Here is a 15,752-nt window from a genome sequence, read left to right on the forward strand (position 1 = left end):
TTGAGGTAGGTGATGCCGCAGGGCGGGGTCTTGTCCGAGTCGCCCGGCTTGTACGGCGTGCCGATCGAGCCGTCGTCGTTGATGGTGCAGTCGCCGGAGGCCGGGAAGGTCGTCGCGTCACCGGTACCCGGGTCCAGGTGGAGGGCGACCGGCTTGGCTGTCGTTTCGGCCCAGAGGTTGGTACGGGGGAGTTCCGCGCGAACCTTGACGTCCTGGAACGTGCCCTTGTCCAGCCAGACCCAAGTGGGCAGGTTGACCGTGGACTTGGCGGTGGGTTTCAGCTCGATCTCGGTGTTGGGGACCTTGATCTGGTTGTAGGCGTAGTCGGCGAGCATTTCGGGCGTGGGTGCGTGCGGCACCTTGGGAACCACGTTGGCGTCCTGCCAGAACATGATGCGGCCGCAGTCCCAGGAGTCCGGGTCGCTCTCGTCCGGGGCGACGCTGCGCCAGAAGTAGCCGTCCTTGCCGATGTTGTAGTTCTTGTAGCCCTCGGCGACGCTGTTGGTGTCGTCGAAGTTGTTCTCCGGCTTGCCGTCCTGGTAGTGGTCGGTCCACAGGCGCTTGCCGTACCAGGACTCGTGAATGCCGACGTCTCCGTCGCCGTCCGTACGGTCCACGAAGTCCTTGAGCTCCTGACCGGTGAAGACGGGTTCGTACCAGCAGGCGGGGGGCTTCCAGTTGACGTCCACGGAAGCGATCGAGCCGCGCTTGCCGCCGGTGGGACCGCTGACTTGACGGACCTTGATCGTGGAGTAGGTGGCCGAGGCGTAGATGTCGCTGCCGTGCTTGCCGCCCGAGGAGTTTGAGGTGCCGGGGGAGCCGGAGGACGGGGGCGGGGTGTCATTGGCGTGCGCGGTTCCGCCGCCGATCAGCACGAGGGTGACGCCGGCGGCCGGGAGCAGGCGTCCGGAGAGCGCGTGCCGCCTCACTTCTGGCACTCCTTCGCCCGCTCCGTGACATCCACGACCGATGTCTTCCAGACCTTGGTGGAACCGCTGGGCGGGAACACGAGCAACTGATACTTCACATAGCTGTCCGCGTTCTCGTCGGTGTAGAGGATCTTGCCGGTCTTGATCTCCTTGCTGAAGGACTTGCCCTGGTTACGGCAGAAGGTGACGAGTTCACGCTTGCCGCCACTCAGCGAGGTGACGTTGGCGTCGTAGTACTTGTCCGTGCCGGTGACCGTCCAACTGCCCTTCACCCAGGCCTGGATCTGCGACTTGGCGTAGTTCGCGGCCTGGCCGCTCGAGTAGTACTGGTAGGCCGGGTCGTTCGGATCCTGTTGCGCGATGCCGTGCTTCAGGGCCCGGATGAAGTTCTCCGCGCCGGCCAGTGCGGCCGCCTGTTTGGCGTCGGACGGCGTCTCGAAGTCGAACACCAGGTGGAAGTCGCTGGGAACGCTCACATCGGGAGCGTCCGCGTCGGACGCAGAGACCGAAGCCGATGGGCTGGCCGAACCCGTGTCCGCTCCCTTGATGTCGTCCGAAGATGACTTGTCACCCCCACCGCACGCAGTGAGCAGCAGCGTCGCCGCCAAGGTGAACGCGGCGGCAGTGGACGTCAGTGCGCGGCGGGCCACGGTTGATCTCCCCCGAAGTCGGCTGTGTGCAACGGGGAACGAAGTTATCAGGGGCGGGTAAGGGGGCCTTGAGCGGCGGTGGGGGATTGTGTGGGGAATGTGCGGAGTGAGGGTGTCGCGGACGCGAACGGGCGGACGATCCAGGTCTCAGTCATGTATCCGGGCTTCGGCCTTGTAAATGAGAGTTCATAAGATCTCTGTAGGCTCAGTACGCCCAAGCACCCACCCACCCGCACCGCTTCCAGCAGCACGCCCGGCCACCGCCCGCACACGACCCCAGGACACCCGCCATGCCACGACGCCGCACCTCCAGCTCGTCCAGCTCGACGGGCAGGTCAACCGGCAACTCGACGGGCAGCCCGGCAGCGAACTCGTCGGCTCCCAGGAACCGGACCCCGCAGCCCGTCCGTATCCGGCGTCGCAGCTTCGGGGACTTCGTCAAGGCGTTCTTCGCGTTCGTCGCGCTGCTCGTCCTGGTCGTCGGCGTGCCGGGTGCGCTCGCCGTCACCATCGGGTGGCCGCTGCCCAGCGGGGCGCCCAGCCTCGACTGGCTGCAGCAGGAGATCACCGTCTGGACGTTCATCCACATCCTCACCGTGGTGGTGTGGCTGGCCTGGGCGCAGTTCACGGCCTGCGTGCTGGTGGAGGTGAAGGCCGCGCTCAGCGGGGTCGGCGTACCCGGGCGCGTTCCGGGGGCGGGCCCCAGCCAGATCCTCGCCCGGCAGCTCGTCGCCGCGCTGCTCCTCGTCGGCGCCGCCGCCGCCAGCCTGACCCCGGGGCTCTCGCAGCTCGGTCACAGCCTGGAGGGGAACCAGAAGCCGACCGTGGCCGCCGCCCAGGCGACGCCCGGTCTCTTCGCCCAGCAGCAGGAGCAGGCCGCGCACACCGCCGCCGCCCTCGCCGAGCAGGCGTCCCACGCGCAGGCCGACGCCGCGGTCACCGCCAAGCAGCACGGTGACACGAAGTACTACCGCATCCAGCCGCCCGAGGGGCGTCACCATGACTCCCTCTGGGAGATCGCCCAGCGGCACCTCGGCGACGGACGGCGGTACAAGGAGATCTACGAGCTCAACAAGGACCGGGTGCAGCCGGACGGTTCCAGGCTGTCCGAGGCAAGTCTGATCCGGCCAGGCTGGATCATGGAGATGCCCGGGGACGCGCACGGCGGCGAGCTCGTGGAGATGCCGGACGCCAACGCGCAGGTCTCGCCCGAGGTGCAGCAGCAGATCCACGACTACGCCAAGTCCGGTGCGCACGCGCAGGAAAGCGGCGGCCAGCAGGTCTCCGTACCTCAGCAGCGGCCCGCAGCCAACCAGGAGCACCAGCAGCAGGCCACCGCCTCCGAGTCCGGCTCCCACTCCCACTCCCACTCCAACTCGTTCGGTCTTTCCGAAGCCCTCCTCACCGCCCCCCTCCTCGCCGCCGGTCTCCTCGGTGCCCTCGGCCGTCGGCGTCGGCAGGCGTTGTGGCAGTCGGCGCTCGGTGCCGTCGGCGGCCGGCGCGGTATGGAGCCGCCCACGCCGACCGGGGACGCCGCCGACGCGCAGGACGCGCTCCTCGTCGGCGCCGACCCCGAGGCCGTACGACTGCTCGACCGCTCCCTGCGCGGGCTGGCCGCGCAACTGGCCGGGGAGTCGCGGCCGTTGCCGACCGTTTACGCCGCTTGGCTCACCAACGGCGACCTGCATCTGCAGCTCGCTCAGCCCGCCGGGAAGCCGCCGGCGCCCTGGCAGCTCGGGCAGGACCAGACGTTCTGGATGCTGGCCCGCAGCGATGCCGAGCGGTACCCGGAGGTGGATACTGCGGCGCCGTACCCCGGTCTCGTCAGCCTCGGGACCATGGACGACTCCCGGCTGCTGCTCAATCTGGAGGCCGTGCCCGGCATCGTCTCGCTGAGCGGGCGGGAGGCCGACCGGGCCGCCGTCTTCGCCTCCGTGGCCGCCGAGTTGGCGACCAACGGGTGGTCGGACCGGATGACGATCACGCTCGTCGGGTTCGGGGAGGATCTGACTCCCCTCGCTCCCAACCGGCTCCGTCATCTCGACGGCATCGACGACCTGATCGAGACCATGGAGGCCGAGACCCGGCAGCGGCGCGGGGCTCTGGGGGCCGCCGGCCACGACTCCGTGCTCACCGGGCGCACCGGGCCCGCCCAGCACACCCGTTGGGCGCCGCACCTCGTCCTGCTCGCCGCCCAGCCCTCCCCGGAGGACGCCGTCAAGCTCGCCGAACTCGCCTCCGACGCCAGCAGGTTGGGCATCGGCTACCTCGTCGGCACCGAGACCGGCGATCTGCCCGGCGCCGCCTGGGAGATGGAGATCACCGGCGCGGGCAAGCTGCTCGCCCCGCTCCTCGGCCTCGAACTCGACGCCCAGCTGTTGCCGTCGGCACAACAGCGGGCCGTCGTCGAGCTGTTCGTCGAGGCCGACCCCGAGCGCGATCCCCAAGGGCCCACGCCCACACCGCCGTTCCTCGTCGACATCAGCGAGCAGGGGCGGCCCGCGGTGTACGCACGGCTTGTCGGGTCGTACGAGATCATCGGGCTGGAGACCCCGGACGGGGAGCGCAGCGCGCTGCTCCACGAGGCGCTCGCGCTGTTGCTGCTGCACCGCGAGGGCGTTCATCCCCGGGTGCTGGCCTCCGCGTTGTGGCCGAGGGGCGTCACGGAGGACGTGCGGGACGCGCTGCTGGAGCGGCTGCGGGTCTGGCTCGGTACCGATCCGGACGGCAGCCCCCGGCTGTCCGCCGACGCGACCGGGCGGCTCGTGCTCGCCAAGTCCGTCGTCTCCGACCTGGACGTGCTGCGCTCGCTGTACCACGAGGCCACCCAGGGCAAGGGCGTCGACAGCCGTGTCGTACGGGGGCGACTGCTCACCGACGCGCTGGTCCTGGTCCGCGGCCCGCTGCTCGCCGACCGGCCCGAGGGGCGTTACCGCTGGCTCACCCACGAGATCATCGACGCTCAACTCCCGTTGCTGGTCGCCGACATCGGGCTCGCGCTGTCGGCGTTCCACCTGGAGAAGGACCGCGCGGAGAAGGCCATCGAGGCCCTCAACGCGGCGCTCAACTCCGCGCCCGCGGACGAGCGCCTGTGGAACGAGCTGCTGCGCGCCACCCACGCCACGGGTGACACCGACCGTCTGAAGTCCCTCGCCTCCGACCTCGTCAACCGCAGCGGTGCCCGCGGGCTGCCCGCGCGCACCGAGGCCCTCCTCGACGAACTGCTGCCGTCCTGGCGCACCGGCGTCGCCGCGGTGGGATGAACGCCGGGGTGAGCACGGGGGCGCTGGTCGCCGTCGCCGCGCTGTGGGGCGCGGCGGCGGGATCGCTGCTGCCGCGGGCCGCGTACCGGTTCTCGGTACCGTCGGGGGAGAGCTGGCGAGAGGCGTGCCCGGGGGAGCACCGCATCGGCGGACGGCTCGGCGGCTGGCTCGGCCGGGCCCGCTGCGGGGAGTGCGCGGGCGCCCTCACCGGAGATGTCGGCAAGGAGGGCCGAGCGGCTGCCGGAGAAGGGGGCAAGGAAGCCCAAGCATCTGCCGGGGAGGCCGATACAGCCGTCGGGGCAGCCCGGGAGACCGCGCCGGCGCCGTCGTACGGCCCCAGTACCCCCGCCCTCGTCCTCGCCACCGCCCTCGTCTGTGCCGCCCTCGCCGCCGCCACCGGGACCCGGCCCGAACTCGCGGTCTGGCTGCTGCTCGCGCCCGTCGGGGTGCTGCTGGCCGTCGTCGACTTCCGGGTGCAGCGGCTGCCCGACCCGCTGACGCTTCCCCTGGCGGGCGTGGCGCTCGTACTGCTCGGACTCGTCGCCCTCGTACCGGAGCACGCGGGCGACTGGCCGACCGCGCTGTACGGCGCCCTCGCGCTCGGCGGTGCCTTCTTCCTGCTGTTCCTCATCAACCCGGGCGGCATGGGCTTCGGGGACGTGAAGCTGGCGCTGGGGCTCGGGGCCGTGCTCGGGTGGTACGGGTGGGCGACGGTGATGCTCGGGACCTTCGCCGCGTTCCTGCTCGGCGCGCTATACGGCGGCGCGCTCGTCGTGGCGCGGCGGGCCGGGCGCAAGACGGCGATCGCGTTCGGGCCGTTCCTGATCACGGGGGCGTTCCTGGGGCTGCTCATCGGGGCGTACGCGGCCTGACGTCGGGGTTGTCGGAGGGCTGGCGTAGGCTGGTTCGGTCCGTGCACCGCGGACGCAGCCGTCCACAACCCTTGACGAAAGGGACGCCCGGTGACCGAGAAGGCCGACCTCCAGTCCGTGCTCGACCGTGCCGCCGCCGGTGGACGCATCACGCCGGAAGAAGCGCTCGACCTCTACCGCGACGCCCCGCTGCACGCGCTGGGCGCGGCCGCGGACGCCGTACGCCGCCGTAAGTACGCGGGCACCGAGCACATCGCGACGTACATCATCGAGCGGAACATCAACTACACGAACGTGTGCGTCACCGCGTGCAAGTTCTGCGCCTTCTACGCCGCCCCCAAGGACACGGACAAGGGCTGGACGCGCGACCTGGACGACATCCTGCGCCGGTGCGCGGAGACCGTCGAGCTGGGCGGCACGCAGATCATGTTCCAGGGCGGCCACCACCCGGACTACGGCGTGGAGTACTACGAGAAGCACTTCAAGGCCATCAAGGACGCCTTCCCGCAGCTCGTGATCCACTCCCTCGGCGCGTCCGAGGTCGAGCACATGGCCCGTATCTCCAAGGTGTCGGTCGAGGAGGCCATCAGCCGTATCCACGCGGCCGGCCTCGACTCCTTCGCCGGCGCCGGCGCGGAGCTGCTGCCGGAGCGGCCGCGCAAGGCGATCGCCCCGCTGAAGGAGAGCGGCGAGCGCTGGCTGGAGATCATGGAGACCGCCCACGGGCTGGGCGTGGAGTCCACGTCGACCATGCTGATGGGCACCGGCGAGACCAACGCCGAGCGGATCGAGCACCTGCGGATGATCCGTGACGTGCAGGACCGCACGGGCGGCTTCCGGGCCTTCATCCCGTACACCTACCAGCCCGAGAACAACCACCTGAAGGGCCGTACGCAGGCCACGATCTTCGAGTACCTGCGGATGATCGCCATCGCCCGGGTCTTCCTGGACAACGTCCAGCACATCCAGGGCTCCTGGCTGACCACGGGCAAGGAGGTCGGCCAGCTGTCCCTGCACTACGGCGCCGACGACCTCGGCTCGATCATGCTCGAGGAGAACGTCGTCTCCTCCGCCGGCGCCAAGCACCGCTCCAACCGCCTGGAGATCATCGACCTGATCAGGAAGGCGGGCCGCGTCCCGGCGCAGCGCTCGACGACCTACGAGCACCTGGTGGTCCACGACGACCCCGCGAACGACCCGGTCGACGAGCGCGTGATGTCCCACATCTCCTCGACGGCGATCGCGGGCGGCACGGCACACCCCGAGCTGAAGCTGCTCGCCTCCAACTGACCTGTCTGTGCCGGCGATTCAGTGCTGACGATTCACGCGGCGGACGAGCTCCGGTACGGCGCGGAGACGGTCAAGGTCGGTGCCGTGGCGGTCGAGGGGAGCAGGATCGCCGCGGTGGGCCCGTCGGAGGAGCTGCTGGAGCGGTTCCCCGGGGCGCGGGTGCGCACGTGGCCGGGGGTGCTGGGACCGGGCCGCGTCCACGAGGGCCCGCTGCCGGACGCCCCGAGCCCCCGCGAGCGCGTCCACGCGGTGCTGAAGTCGGGGGCGACGGCCGTCCTGCGGGAGTACGTCGACTCGCCCGAACTGCGCGCGGCCGCCACCCGGAACGAGCTGCTGGTCCTGGCCTCCGCGCAGTCACCGGCGATCACCGTGCACGGCAGGGCGGACCTGGCCGTCTTCGACGGGACCGGCGCCTGCCTGGCGACGGTGTGCGCCGGGCGTCTGGTGCACCGGCGCCGCTAGGACCCGTCGTCATCCGGCGAGGGCCTCGCCGAATGCCCCCGAACTCTGCTTCACCCCACTGCAGTCGGTCGCCGCGTCCGTGCCAATGCCCTTCGCGCACTGCTGGTCCCGGAACGTCGACCACATCGACACCCAGGCGATCTCCTTCTCCTCGGCGAACATCCGCACCTGCGCCGCGTCGGAGAGGGTGAACGTAGCGCGTAGTCCCCCATGTCCCCGGCGTACGACTCGCCGTAGTTCATGGTCATGAGGTTGACCGTGGAGACCTGGACGTCGTAGGTGTTCGCGGACTCCAGCAGCGCCAGGCTGTCGGAGTCCAGTCCGGACGGCATCACGGGCAGCGTGAAGGAGACCTCCAGGTCGGGCCGTTCCTTCTGCAGCGCCGCGATCGCCTTCGACCGCAGCGCGACCGTGTCCGCGGCGGTCAGTTCGTCGCCCTCGATGTCGAAGTCGGCCTGGCTGGAGCCGGCGGCGTCAAGTGCCGTGGCGTAGGCGGCCGTCAGCTTCGAGACGCTGTCGCAGGTCGCCGCGAGTTCCTTGCCGGAGGCCCCGCCGAAGGAGACCCGGACCGTCCCGCTGTCCGCCGTGAGCCGGGAGATCCGGGACTTCACCGCCGTGTCCGCGATCGCGTCCTCCCCGTTCCACCGGGGCGTGCAGTCATTGCCGTCGGAGATCACGAAGGCCAGGTTGTACGTCGACGGCGACCCGCTGGAGTCATTGGCGGAGGCCTCGGTCGCGCTGACGTAGGGGGCGTAGGAGGTGGGGCTTGAGGTGGCGCCTGAGGAGGCGTAGGAGGTGGTGCTTGAGGAGGTGTCGGCGGCGGTCTGCTTCGGCCCCGCGGAGCATCCCGCCGTGGCCAGGGCAAACAGACGCCCCGATGCCCGTCCTGTTCCTCTCCCTCGCCCCCCCTCCTGGTCCTGAACTTCGTCTGGGCCGGCCCCGACAACCGCTTCGGCAGCGCCCTGTGGGACCTGTCGACGTACCTCTTCTGCTGGATCCTCGGCTTCGCCCACCGCGACGGCCTGCTGCGGCGGCTGCGGCCCGCCCTGGTCGTCGTGCGCTCCCTGGCGGCGGTCGGGTACGGCGGCTGGTACGCCTTCGCCCACCAGGCCGACGCCGGCACCTACGACCTCGACGAGATCCCGCTCGCGCAGGCCTTCTGGTCGGCCGGCTACGTCCTGCTGCTGATGTGGGCCAAGGCCTGCTTCAGGATCGACTTCGCCGGGCTGACCCGCTTCCGCCGTACCGACCGGCTGGTGACGATCTTCAACGCGCGCGCCGTGACGATCTACCTCTGGCACGAGATCGCGCTGATCCTGGCGGTCCCGCTGATCGACCAGTTCTGGAACGTCCCCGCGTTCGAGAAGTGGCTTCCGCTGGACAGCCAGTGGTTCATGTTCGGCATCGGCTGGATCCTGATCGCGGGGTTCGTCCTTGCGTGTGGATGGGTGGAGGACGTGGCCGGGAAGAAGAAGCCGACGCTTCTTCCCTGAGGGCGGGCTGCAAGAATGGCCGCGTGACCCGCGCATCCCTGGACAAGCAGCCGCACGAAGTCGCCTCGATGTTCGACCACGTGGCGGAACGGTACGACCTGACCAACGACGTGCTGTCGCTCGGCCAGGACCGGGCGTGGCGCAGGGAGGTGGCCAGAGCCGTCGACGCGCGGCCCGCGCAGAAGATCCTGGACCTGGCCGCCGGTACGGCGACCTCCTCGCTGCCGTTCGCCCGCACGGGCGCGTACGTCGTCCCCTGCGACTTCTCGCTCGGGATGCTCCAGGTCGGCAAGCGCAAGCATCCCTGGCTGCCGCTGACCGCGGGCGACGCGACGAGGCTGCCGTTCAAGGACGACACGTTCGACGCGGTGACCATCTCCTTCGGCCTGCGCAACGTCCAGGACTTCGACGCGGCCCTGCGCGAGATGCACCGGGTGACCAGGCCCGGCGGGCGGGTCGTGATCTGCGAGTTCTCCCACCCGACCTGGGCGCCCTTCCGCACGGTCTACACCGAGTACCTGATGCGGGCCCTGCCGCCGGTGGCCCGCGCGGTCTCCTCGAGCCCCGACGCGTACGTCTACCTCGCCGAGTCCATCCGTGCCTGGCCCGACCAGCCCGCGCTGGCCGGGCACCTGCAGAAGGCCGGCTGGTCGAAGGTGGCCTGGCGCAACCTCACGGGCGGGGTCGTCGCCCTGCACCGCGGCTTCAAGCAGGGCTGACGACGGCGACGGCGGCTTCAGGTGGAGCCGACCAAGCCTTGAGGCGGAGCCGACCAAGCCTTGAGGCGGAGCTGACGACGCCGTCAGGCGGAGCCGACGACGCCTTCAGGCGGAGCCGACGAAGCCTTCAAGCGGAGCCGATGACGGCTTCAGGCGGAGCTGACGACGGCGTAGGGGTCGCCCGGCTCGTCCAGCTCGCGCTGCATCCCGCCGGTCGGGGGGCGCGGGATGCGCGGCTCGCGCACGCCTCCGCCGCCCTCTCCCTCGCCGAAGTCGAACCACACGTACACCATCGAGTCCCGGGGCACCTCGGCGCCGGGTGCGGGGTACTGGCGGACGACGTACTCGACGGCGGTGAGATGGAAGTCGGGCCGGTCCGGCGCGTTGATGAACAGACCGCGCGATTTCGCCGCCTCGCGCGCGTCCATGGCCATCAGTCCGACGAGCCTCGGAACTCGTACTTCGGGTGTCTTGGGCGGTATGTGCACAGATGTCACCCCCAGCGGTACTGGAAGGGTAACCGCGCGGGGGTGGTGACCGGAAGTCTCAAGTGTCTTTCTGTAGCGGTCAGTTACTGTGAGTGACCGTTTTGTAGATCCAGCCGGAAGCAGAGGGCGTCCTCGGGGAGCCACGGGTGCGGAAACGTCTGCGCCAGTTCCATCCCGAGGCGCTTGGTGACCGCGATGGACCGTTCGTTTCCGGGTCTGACCATCGCCACCACGCTCGGCACCCCGGCCGCCCTGAGCCGCTCCAGCGTCATCTGCGCCGCCACGGTCGCGTACCCCCGGCCCCAGAACTCCCGTCCGAGCCGCCAGCCGATCTCGATCTCTCCTGTCGGGCCCCACTCCCGCGGCCAGGGCTGGGCGCCGGTGAAGCCGATGACCTCGCCCTGCTCGCCGACCATGGTCCACAGACAGAAGCCCAGCTCCGCGTCGTGTCGGCGCTGGCGGGCGGTCAGCTCCTCGTAGACCGACAGCTCCGCGGACCTGCCGCCGTGGAACTCCATGACCTCCGGGTCGTCGAAGACCCGGTGCCAGGCGATCGCGTCCTCGTCGGTGGGGACGCGCAGCCGTACGACAGGCAGAGCTCGGTTCACGGGGCAGCCCTTCAGCCGGGTGATCAATTCTGCTGAATAGACTGCCCATGTCCAGTGCCGGTCGGCACGCAGATTTCGAACTTGGGGAGATCCCGCCGTGACCGTCGAGACTGAGCCCCTCTCCGAAAACACCGCCGATGTGATCGTCGTCGGCGCGGGGCCGGCCGGCTCCACCACCGCGTACCACCTCGCCAAGGCCGGACTCGATGTGCTCCTGCTGGAGAAGACCGAGTTCCCGCGCGAGAAGGTCTGCGGTGACGGCCTCACCCCGCGCGCGGTCAAGCAGCTCGTGGCCATGGGCATCGACGTCTCCGAGGAGGCCGGCTGGCTGCGTAACAAGGGCCTGCGCATCATCGGCGGCGGCGTCCGCCTCCAGCTCGACTGGCCGGATCTGGCCTCCTTCCCGGACTACGGCCTGGTCCGCAAGCGCGACGACTTCGACGAGCAGCTCGCCCGCCAGGCGCAGAAGGCCGGCGCGCGGCTCTTCGAGCGCTGCAACGTCGGCGCCCCGATCACCGACGAGCGCACCGGCCGCATCACCGGCGTCCACGCCAAGCTGGGTGAGGAGAAGCGCGAGGTCACTTTCCACGCGCCGCTCGTGGTGGCAGCCGACGGCAACTCGACCCGGCTGTCCCTGGCGATGGGCCTGCACCGCCGCGAGGACCGCCCGATGGGCGTCGCCGTCCGGACGTACTTCACCAGCCCGCGCCACGACGACGACTACCTGGAGTCCTGGCTGGAACTGTGGGACCGCCGCGGCGCCCAGGACCGTCTCCTGCCCGGCTACGGCTGGATCTTCGGCATGGGCGACGGCACCTCGAACGTCGGCCTCGGCGTCCTCAACACCTCCGACTCCTTCAAGGAACTCGACTGGCGCGAGGTCCTCAAGGCCTGGTGCGCCTCCATGCCGGAGGACTGGGGCTACACCCCGGACAACATGACCGGCCCGATCCGCGGCGCCGCCCTGCCGATGGCCTTCAACCGCCAGCCCCACTACACGCGCGGGCTGCTGCTCGTCGGCGACGCCGGCGGCCTGGTGAACCCCTTCAACGGCGAGGGCATCGCCTACGCCATGGAGTCCGGCCAGATCGCCGCCGACGTCATCGTCCAGGCCCACGCCCGCGCGACCCCCGCGGGGCGCGAGATGGCGCTCCAGCGTTACCCGCGGGTGCTGAAGGACACCTACGGGGGCTACTACACGCTGGGCCGCGCCTTCGTGAAGCTCATCGGCAACCCGAAGGTCATGAAGATCGCGGCCCAGCGCGGCCTGACCCACCCGGTGCTGATGAAGTTCACCCTGAAGATGCTCGCCAACCTCACCGACCCGACGGGCGGCGACGCGATGGACCGCATCATCAACGGGCTGAGCAAGGTGGCCCCGAAGGCGTAGTCCGCGTCACCGCGGTCGTGGGCGCGCACGGAAGCGCCAAACGGAACACCGGGCATATGGATCGCGTCAGGACCCGAGCCGGGGGCTCAACGACCCCTGGCCCGGACCCGGGTGACGGCACGGACTGAATGGCGGTGCTGGCGGCCGCGACGGCGTACGCGCGCCGTCGCGGCAACGACGTGGGTGGCTGGACGATCGTCCGCTGCCGCCGCCCACTGGACCACGGTCACGCCGGTGCGGAACGACGAACTGACGCCCCGGGAGCGAGAACTGGCCGCCACGCACCCGGACCGACGCGTGCCCTGACCCCGACCGGCGCGAGCCCTGACCCCGATCGCCGGGCCGCCCGACCGCCCGACCGCAGGGGCCGCCGTCCCGCACGGCCGTCAGCCTCGGCTCAGCTCGGCCGTCCTGGCCGCGCGGCGGGCGAACACCTCGTCGCGCCGGTCAGCCATCCGCCTCAGTGCCTCCTTGCGGTCCCGCCCGGAGAGCCGGTCCAGGTAGACCTGGCCGTTCACATGGTCGGTCTCGTGGGCCAGACACCTGGCGAAGTACCCGGTGCCCTCGACGCGCAGGGCATTGCCGTCCCTGTCGAGACCGAGCACGACGGCCCGGTCGGGCCGCGGCACGTCCATCCAGCCACCCGGTACCGAAAGGCAGGCCTCGGGCTCGTCGAGCAGGCGCCTGTCGGAGGCGGCGAGTTGCTCCAACACCGGGTTGACGACGTGCCCGACGTGGCGCACGCCGTCGTCGTCCGGGCAGTCGTACACGAACACCCGCAGATCGACCCCTACCTGGTTCGCCGCCAGTCCGGCCCCGTCAGCGACGTACATGGTCAGGAACATGTCGTCGATCAGTGCCGCGAGATCCGGCCCGAACTCGGTGACGTCCCGGCACGGCTTGTGCAGCACCTCCTCCCCGACCTCGGTGACGCGCCGCACCGTCCCGCGCCGTGCCTCCGGCGCGAGCCGTGGATACGAGTCGACGGGGCGGCCCTGAACGAAAACACTGGGCATCGCGTGGCTCCTTGTTGTGTCTGCCGTGTGCGTTGTGAGAATGCCGTGGCGGCGGGACAACGGGTTCCGGCCCCCGGAACCCGTCCCTGACCTCCGGGATTCATGACAACAGAACCCATCCGGCAGCCGCAGCAGAACTCCGGCATACCCACAGACGCTTCCTCGCGGGCGTCAGGGGAGGTGGCAGACCCGCTCGCCTCATGGCCGACGGTTCCCGCGAGCGCGGCTCCGGTAGGCGGGTCGCCGTTCTCGGCGGCGGTGTCTCTACGACGCCTTCGGCGACAAGAGGCGCACTCGATGGGCGCGCGGAACAAGCCGGACATGCCGCATGGCAGGGTGGCAAAGGAGTGCACAAAGGAGGAAACGTCGCCGAGCCGTGGCCCAACTCAGGGGCAGCCTCGACGAATCCGGCGAAACGGTCCTTACCGGCGAGACGACCGCCTCGGCTGGTTCACGGACCCTGCGGTGCCGGTCTGGGCGGCTCGGGCCGCAGAACCGCGAACGCACCCATGCGCCGGCGGTCAAGGGGTGCGCTGAGGGTCAAGGGGTGCGCCGGCGGTCAAGGGGCCAAGAACGGTGTGACGGAGGGCCGCTGCCCCCGAGCGGCTGCGGCCCTCCATGTCGTGACGGGAGTCAGAGCACCCGCACCGCGCCGGTCGGCGGGTCGTACGACAGCGGCTTCTCGACCACGCCGGTCGACGGGTTCTGCGCGCCGACGAACATGCCGTCGCCCACGTACACCGCCACGTGGTAGGCGCTGCCCGCGCTGCCCCAGTACAGGATGTCGCCCGGCTGCAGATTGCTCAGCGAGACCTGGGTGCCGGCCGTCGACTGGTCCTGCGAGACGCGCGGCAGGCTGATGCCCACCTGCTTGAAGGCGGTCTGCACGAGGCCGGAGCAGTCCCATGAGTTGGGACCGGTGCCGCCGGAGACGTAGGCGTCGCCGATCTGTGCCTTCACGAAGGCGATGACCGCGGCGGCCGAACCGGTGGCCGTCGAGGAGCTCGTGGAGGCGGTGCTGGTCGTCGTGGCGGCCAGCGTGGTCCGCTCGGCACTGCGGGACGCGGCCTGCTCGGCGGCGGCCTTGCGGGCGGCCTCGGCCTTCTTCTTGGCCTCCGCCTTCTTCTTGGCCGCGGCGAGGTCCGCCTTGGCCTGCTTTGCGGCCTTCGCGGCGGCCGCGTCACGCTCCGCCTGCAGCTGGTAGTTCGCGGCCGCCTGCTGCGTGGCGTCCGCGGACTGGGCGACCTGAGCGGCCAGGTCGGCCGTCAGGGTGGGCAGTTGCAGGGTCTGCGTCGTCTCGGCGGCGCTCGCCGAGGCCGACGCACCCGCCGCCGCCATGCTGAGAACACCACCGGCAACTCCGGCACGCACCGCGAGACTCGTCGTCGCGTTGCGGCGGGGTTTCCGGTGGTTGCGTATGTGAGCGGTGTGGGACATGAGAACAACCGGTATCAGGGGCTCCTCCATACCTACAAGAAACGTGTGGTGCGCCACAGTTGCTCAATGGGCGGCCCAAATTCCCCTCGCGGAGTTCTTTATTGACGCCGTAACGGACATTGCGGACGTCGCCCATCGGGCCCGTGATCACGGTGTTTCGTCTATACGCCCGAATTGCCCCGCGCTTACCACCGGTTGGGACCATTGGCCAAGCCCTCTTCTCGGGGGGCTCTTGTGGATGTGGCGGAGGTCACGCAACGGTTACGAGATCGCCCGCGTCCTGCGGGAAGATCACGACCCGATTGCGGCCGGATCGCGACCGGGACTCGCTCGTGAACGCGTGCACGCGTCCACACCGCACCCCACACCTCCTCCTGACGTGTGAACGCGGCCCCTTATCAAGACATCCGGTCCAGCACCAATTTGCATGCAAGGGAAGTCTCTTGATATTGAGACGCCCCCCGCGAGCTGCGCCGACGAGCAGAAATGTCACCTCTGGTGATCAGTCGGACGCCTCTCGTGCGAAGATCACCTCTCTTCGGACTTCATGATCCTTCGTCAGGTGGTAGAGATCACAAAGCTTGGGCAATACCCCGTGTCGCAGATCACAGAGCGTCGGGCATAAGATGCGAGGCAGTTGGGCTTGTGACCTGCTTCACATGTTCTCGATCTTCGCCGGGACGAGCGGGGTGAGAGAGACGTATGAGGCCGGTGTGAGTCCGATGCCATCGCCAGCAGTCAGTGCCGACTGAGAGGAGCGAGGAGCGGTGAACGCTTATGCGCCCATCCTCGTACTGGGAGCCCTCGGGGCAGGCTTTGCGATCTTCTCCGTGGTCATGGCCACGCTGATCGGTCCGAAGCGGTACAACCGGGCCAAGCTCGAGGCCTACGAGTGCGGTATCGAGCCGACCCCCACGCCGGCCGGCGGCGGGCGCTTCCCCATCAAGTACTACCTGACGGCGATGCTCTTCATCGTCTTCGACATCGAGATCGTCTTCCTCTACCCCTGGGCCGTCACCTTCGACGCCCTGGGGATCTTCGGGCTCGTGGAGATGCTGCTCTTCGTGCTCACCGTCTTCGTCGCGTACGCGTACGTATGGCGGCGCGGCGGCCTGGAATGGGACTGAGGGGCCTT

The 15,752-nt window shown here is 69.9% G+C and carries 13 protein-coding genes and 2 pseudogenes; 8 read left to right on the forward strand and 7 right to left on the reverse strand.

Annotated elements, in window-relative coordinates:
• Both ABZZ74_RS32550 and ABZZ74_RS32555 read right to left on the reverse strand, forming a co-directional pair.
• Window positions 1-929: hypothetical protein (locus tag ABZZ74_RS32550; RefSeq protein WP_356771077.1), on the reverse strand; the 929-nt coding region annotated here is incomplete at its 3' end.
• Window positions 926-1,405 carry a hypothetical protein gene (locus ABZZ74_RS32555; protein WP_356771079.1) on the reverse strand — a complete coding sequence of 160 codons (480 nt, stop codon included), beginning with the start codon at window positions 1,403-1,405 and terminating at the stop codon, window positions 926-928. The genes ABZZ74_RS32550 and ABZZ74_RS32555, both read right to left, overlap by 4 nt.
• Before the next feature lie 464 nt (window positions 1,406-1,869).
• Here ABZZ74_RS32555 and ABZZ74_RS32560 point away from each other — a divergent pair, with 464 nt between their 5' ends.
• The 4 genes from ABZZ74_RS32560 to ABZZ74_RS32575 all read left to right on the forward strand — a co-directional run bounded on the left by ABZZ74_RS32560 (window position 1,870) and on the right by ABZZ74_RS32575 (window position 7,466).
• The gene (locus ABZZ74_RS32560; RefSeq protein WP_356771081.1) at window positions 1,870-4,842 is read left to right on the forward strand and encodes a BTAD domain-containing putative transcriptional regulator; all 2,973 of its coding nucleotides are present in this window, start codon (window positions 1,870-1,872) and stop codon (window positions 4,840-4,842) included.
• 8 nt (window positions 4,843-4,850) lie between these two features.
• On the forward strand, window positions 4,851-5,714 hold the full coding sequence (locus ABZZ74_RS32565; protein WP_356771083.1) for an A24 family peptidase: 864 nt from the start codon (window positions 4,851-4,853) through the stop codon (window positions 5,712-5,714).
• 90 nt (window positions 5,715-5,804) lie between these two features.
• Complete coding sequence (gene mqnC / locus ABZZ74_RS32570; RefSeq protein WP_356771085.1) at window positions 5,805-7,004, forward strand: cyclic dehypoxanthinyl futalosine synthase; 1,200 nt, start codon at window positions 5,805-5,807, stop codon at window positions 7,002-7,004.
• 21 nt (window positions 7,005-7,025) lie between these two features.
• Window positions 7,026-7,466 (forward strand): hypothetical protein, encoded by a 441-nt coding sequence (locus ABZZ74_RS32575; protein ID WP_356771087.1) that lies wholly within the window; start codon window positions 7,026-7,028, stop codon window positions 7,464-7,466.
• Between the two features lie 9 nt (window positions 7,467-7,475).
• Here the strand turns inward: ABZZ74_RS32575 and ABZZ74_RS32580 are convergent.
• Window positions 7,476-8,335: pseudogene (locus tag ABZZ74_RS32580) on the reverse strand (hydrolase).
• A 2-nt stretch (window positions 8,336-8,337) separates the two neighbouring features.
• Here ABZZ74_RS32580 and ABZZ74_RS32585 point away from each other — a divergent pair.
• Both ABZZ74_RS32585 and ABZZ74_RS32590 read left to right on the forward strand, forming a co-directional pair.
• Window positions 8,338-8,959, forward strand: a pseudogene (locus tag ABZZ74_RS32585) (acyltransferase family protein); the annotation flags it as partial.
• A gap of 23 nt (window positions 8,960-8,982) precedes the next feature.
• Window positions 8,983-9,678, forward strand: a complete 696-nt coding sequence (locus tag ABZZ74_RS32590) for a demethylmenaquinone methyltransferase (RefSeq protein WP_356771089.1) — start codon at window positions 8,983-8,985, stop codon at window positions 9,676-9,678.
• Between the two features lie 149 nt (window positions 9,679-9,827).
• Here the strand turns inward: ABZZ74_RS32590 and ABZZ74_RS32595 are convergent, their stop codons facing one another.
• On the reverse strand, window positions 9,828-10,166 hold the full coding sequence (locus tag ABZZ74_RS32595) for a PASTA domain-containing protein (protein WP_356771091.1): 339 nt from the start codon (window positions 10,164-10,166) through the stop codon (window positions 9,828-9,830).
• An 83-nt stretch (window positions 10,167-10,249) separates the two neighbouring features.
• Window positions 10,250-10,774, reverse strand: a complete 525-nt coding sequence (locus ABZZ74_RS32600; RefSeq protein ID WP_356771093.1) for a GNAT family N-acetyltransferase — start codon at window positions 10,772-10,774, stop codon at window positions 10,250-10,252.
• A 97-nt stretch (window positions 10,775-10,871) separates the two neighbouring features.
• Here ABZZ74_RS32600 and ABZZ74_RS32605 point away from each other — a divergent pair, with 97 nt between their 5' ends.
• A complete protein-coding gene (locus ABZZ74_RS32605) occupies window positions 10,872-12,164 on the forward strand; it encodes a geranylgeranyl reductase family protein (protein ID WP_356771095.1) in 1,293 nt (430 codons plus the stop codon).
• A gap of 386 nt (window positions 12,165-12,550) precedes the next feature.
• On the opposite strand, the gene def is transcribed toward ABZZ74_RS32605, so the two are convergent.
• Both def and ABZZ74_RS32615 read right to left on the reverse strand, forming a co-directional pair.
• Window positions 12,551-13,180, reverse strand: a complete 630-nt coding sequence (gene def, locus ABZZ74_RS32610) for a peptide deformylase (protein ID WP_356771097.1) — start codon at window positions 13,178-13,180, stop codon at window positions 12,551-12,553.
• Between the two features lie 633 nt (window positions 13,181-13,813).
• Window positions 13,814-14,617, reverse strand: coding sequence for a C40 family peptidase (locus ABZZ74_RS32615; RefSeq protein ID WP_356771099.1), 804 nt, complete (start codon window positions 14,615-14,617; stop codon window positions 13,814-13,816).
• A 767-nt stretch (window positions 14,618-15,384) separates the two neighbouring features.
• On the opposite strand from ABZZ74_RS32615, the gene ABZZ74_RS32620 reads away from it, so the two are divergent.
• A complete protein-coding gene (locus tag ABZZ74_RS32620) occupies window positions 15,385-15,744 on the forward strand; it encodes an NADH-quinone oxidoreductase subunit A (protein ID WP_003992243.1) in 360 nt (119 codons plus the stop codon).
• Window positions 15,745-15,752: the final 8 nt, after the last annotated feature.

Source organism: Streptomyces sp. NPDC006476 (assembly GCF_040612015.1).
Classification (GTDB): domain Bacteria; phylum Actinomycetota; class Actinomycetes; order Streptomycetales; family Streptomycetaceae; genus Streptomyces; species Streptomyces griseorubiginosus_B.